Source organism: Streptomyces sp., from assembly GCF_031178505.1.
GTDB lineage: Bacteria > Actinomycetota > Actinomycetes > Streptomycetales > Streptomycetaceae > Streptomyces > Streptomyces gulbargensis.
This window is the reverse complement of record NZ_JAPSIW010000785.1, coordinates 1-3,146: the sequence shown is the minus strand read 5'-3', so window position 1 is coordinate 3,146 and position 3,146 is coordinate 1. Positions and strand designations below refer to the sequence as shown.

At 72.0% G+C, this 3,146-nt stretch carries 3 protein-coding genes; all 3 read left to right on the top strand.

Translation table 11 applies throughout. The features are described 5' to 3' along the window. Positions 1 to 584: sugar ABC transporter permease (locus RIF68_RS32275; RefSeq protein WP_309054816.1), on the top strand; the 584-nt coding region annotated here is incomplete at its 5' end. Further along, entirely contained in the window at positions 551 to 1,408 is an 858-nt protein-coding gene (locus RIF68_RS32270; RefSeq protein ID WP_375165042.1) for a carbohydrate ABC transporter permease, read from the top strand. The genes RIF68_RS32275 and RIF68_RS32270, both read left to right, overlap by 34 nt. 156 nt (positions 1,409 to 1,564) lie before the next feature. After that, the coding region (gene aspT, locus RIF68_RS32265; RefSeq protein ID WP_309054814.1) for an aspartate-alanine antiporter at positions 1,565 to 3,146 on the top strand (1,582 nt) is incomplete at its 3' end.

Genomic DNA, 3,146 nt, shown 5'->3' with positions numbered 1-3,146 from the left:
TCCGGGTCGTGGCGCTCGCCCCCTACGCCACCTCGGTGGCCGCGGCGACGCTGGTCTTCGCGCTCCTCTTCGGGCGGGACCAGGGGATGGTGAACTGGCTCCTCGGCCTGGCCGGTGCCGGGCCGGTCGACTGGCAGAACGGGCCGTGGGCCGCGAAGTTCGCGGTGGCGTCGATCGTCGTCTGGCGGTGGACCGGCTACAACGCGCTCATCTACCTGGCGGCGATGCAGACCGTCCCGCGCGAGCTGTACGAGGCGGCTGCGCTGGACGGGGCCTCGCGGTGGCGGCAGTTCGCGCACGTGACGCTGCCCGGGCTGCGGCCCGCGCTCCTCTTCACGGTGCTCGTCTCGACGATCGGCGCGACCCAGCTGTTCGGCGAGCCGCTGCTGTTCAACAGCGGGGCGGGCGCCTCCGGTGGGGCCGACCGGCAGTACCAGACACTGGGGCTCTATCTGTACGAGCAGGGCTGGGTGAACCTGCACCTCGGGCGGGCGGCGGCCATCGCCTGGGCCATGCTGCTGCTCCTGGTGGTCCTCTTCGGGGCCGTCCGGTGGGCCGGGCGGCGGCGGGGGGCGGCGCGGTGAGCCGGCCGGAGCGGGCCGGGCCCGTCACGTACGCGCTGCTCGCGGTCCTCACCGCCGTCTCCCTCTTCCCGCTGCTGTGGACGGCGGTGGCCGCCTCCCGGAGCAGCACGCGGCTGGCCGCCGCGCCGCCGCCGCTGTGGTTCGGGCGGAACCTGCCGCGGAACCTGGGGATCGCCTGGACCGAGGGCGGGCTCGGTGAGGCGATCGTCAACACCGCCGTGGTCGCCGGGACGGTCGCGGCCGGCACGGTGCTGTTCTCGACCCTGGCGGGCTTCGCCTTCGCGCACCTGCGCTTCCGCTTCCGGGGCGCGCTGCTGTTCCTGGTCGGGGCGACGATGCTGATCCCGCCGCAGCTCGGCGTCGTACCGCTCTATCTGCTCGTGGCGCGGCTGCGCTGGACCGACGGGCTCCAGGCGGTGATCCTGCCGGCGCTGGTCTCCGCCTTCGGGGTGTTCTTCATGCGCCAGCACCTGCGGCGGGCGCTGCCGGGCGAACTCCTGGAGGCGGCGCGGGTGGACGGGGCGGGGACGGTCCGGGTGCTGTGGCATCTGGTGCTGCCGGCGGCGCGTCCGGCGGCGGCGGTCCTCGGGATGCTGTCCTTCGTGGCGGCGTGGAACGACTTCTTCTGGCCGGTCCTGGTCCTGACGCAGACCGGGAACCCGACGGTCCAGGTGGCGCTGACGGGCCTCGGACGGGGGCACGTGCCGGACCAGTCGGTGGTGATGGCGGGGGCACTTCTGGGGACCCTGCCGCTGCTGGTGGTCCTGGCGGTGTTCGGGCGGCAGATCGTGGGCGGGGTGATGCGGGGCGCGGTGAAGGGCTAGGGGGTGTCTTTCTTCCGGCGGGTCCGGCACCGCCTCACCCGGATGGGCGAGGTGATGATCCACTTCCCCGCACCCGCTGTTAGCTTTCCCCTTATGCCCGAGATCTCCCCGTACGCCCCCTTCGTGGGTGCGCTCCCCCGGCCGGAGTGAGGCCGCATGGGAGTCCTGCGCGACCACCCCGAACTCGCCCTCTTCCTCTGCCTCGCCGCCGGATACCTGGTCGGCAAGCTCCGGGTCGGCCCGCTCACGCTCGGCGGCATCTGCGGCACCCTGATCGTCGCCCTGCTGCTCGGCGCCTGGACGAAGGTCACCGTCTCCGACGACGTGAAGACGATCTTCTTCGCGCTGTTCATCTTCGCGCTCGGCTACATGGCCGGCCCGCAGTTCTTCGCCCACCTCAACCGCGGGAGCCTGCGGTTCTTCGCCCTCTGCCTCATCGAGGTGGTCTGCGTCGTCGGCATCGCGCTCGGCCTCGCCAGAGCCTTCGACCTGGACGTCGGCACCGCCTCCGGCATCCTCGCCGGAGCCGCCACCGAGTCGGCGGTCGTCGGTACGGCCACGGAGGCGATCGGCAAGCTCTCCGACCTGACGCAGCAGCAGATCACCCAGTACCAGGGCCATGTGGCCACCGCGTACACCGTCTGCTACCTGTTCGGCCTCATCACCATCGTGATCTACACCAGCCAGGTCATGCCGATGCTGATGCGGATCAGCCTCCGTGACGCCTCCCGGGAGCTGTGGGAGAAGATGCGCGGGTCCGGCGGGGGGCTCGAGACCGGTGAGCGCGAGGCGCTGCCGGGCCTGGTCGGCCGTACGTTCCTCGTCACCCTGGCGGACGGGACGACCGTCACCGATCTGGAGCACCGGCTGGGTGGCCGGGTCACCGTGGAGGCGGTCAAGCGGGGCAGCAAGGTCCTCACCCCTCCCCCGCCCGGTTTCACGCTGACCCTGTCCGACCTCGTGCTGACCGTCGGCCGGCGCTCCCACATCATCGAGGCGGGCCGGATCATCGGACCGGAGACCCCGGCCGTCCCCGGTCTCGACACCCCGCTCGCCACCACCCAGGTCTCCCTGACCGACAAGGCCGTGGCCGGCACCTCGATCGACACCCTCACCCGGGAGCACCCGGAGTTCGCCTCCGGGGGCGTGTACGTGACGGACGTCCTGCGCGGTGACCAGAACCTGCCGGCCACCCCCGAGACGGTCCTGCACCGCGGCGACGTCCTCACCCTGGTCGGCTCCCGCTCGGGACTCGGCAAGTTGGCGACGAAGATCGGGGCGACCGTCAGGAACGACGCCACCGACTTCATCTACCTCGGCCTCGGCATCGCCTGCGGCTCGCTCCTCGGCCAGGTCGTGGTCCGCTTCGGTGACGTCCCGATGTCGCTCGGCACCGGCGGCGGCTGTCTCGTCTCCGGCCTCCTCTTCGGCTGGTTCCGCTCCCGCACCCAGACCTTCGGCGCCTTCCCGCCCCAGGCCGCGACGACCCTGAAGGACATGGGCCTCGCGATCTTCATCGCCTGCACGGGACTGGTGTCGGGCCCGCAGGCCTGGCCGCTGCTCAAGCAGTACGGCGCGCTCCTGCCGTTCGCCGGGATCGCCATGGTCCTGGTCCCGGCCACCGTCTCGCTGATCGTCGGCCGCAAGCTCCTGAAGATCGAGAAGCCGCTGCTGATCGGCGCCATCGCGGGCCAGCAGTGCTCCACCCCGGCGATCACCTCCGTCACGCAGGTCGCCC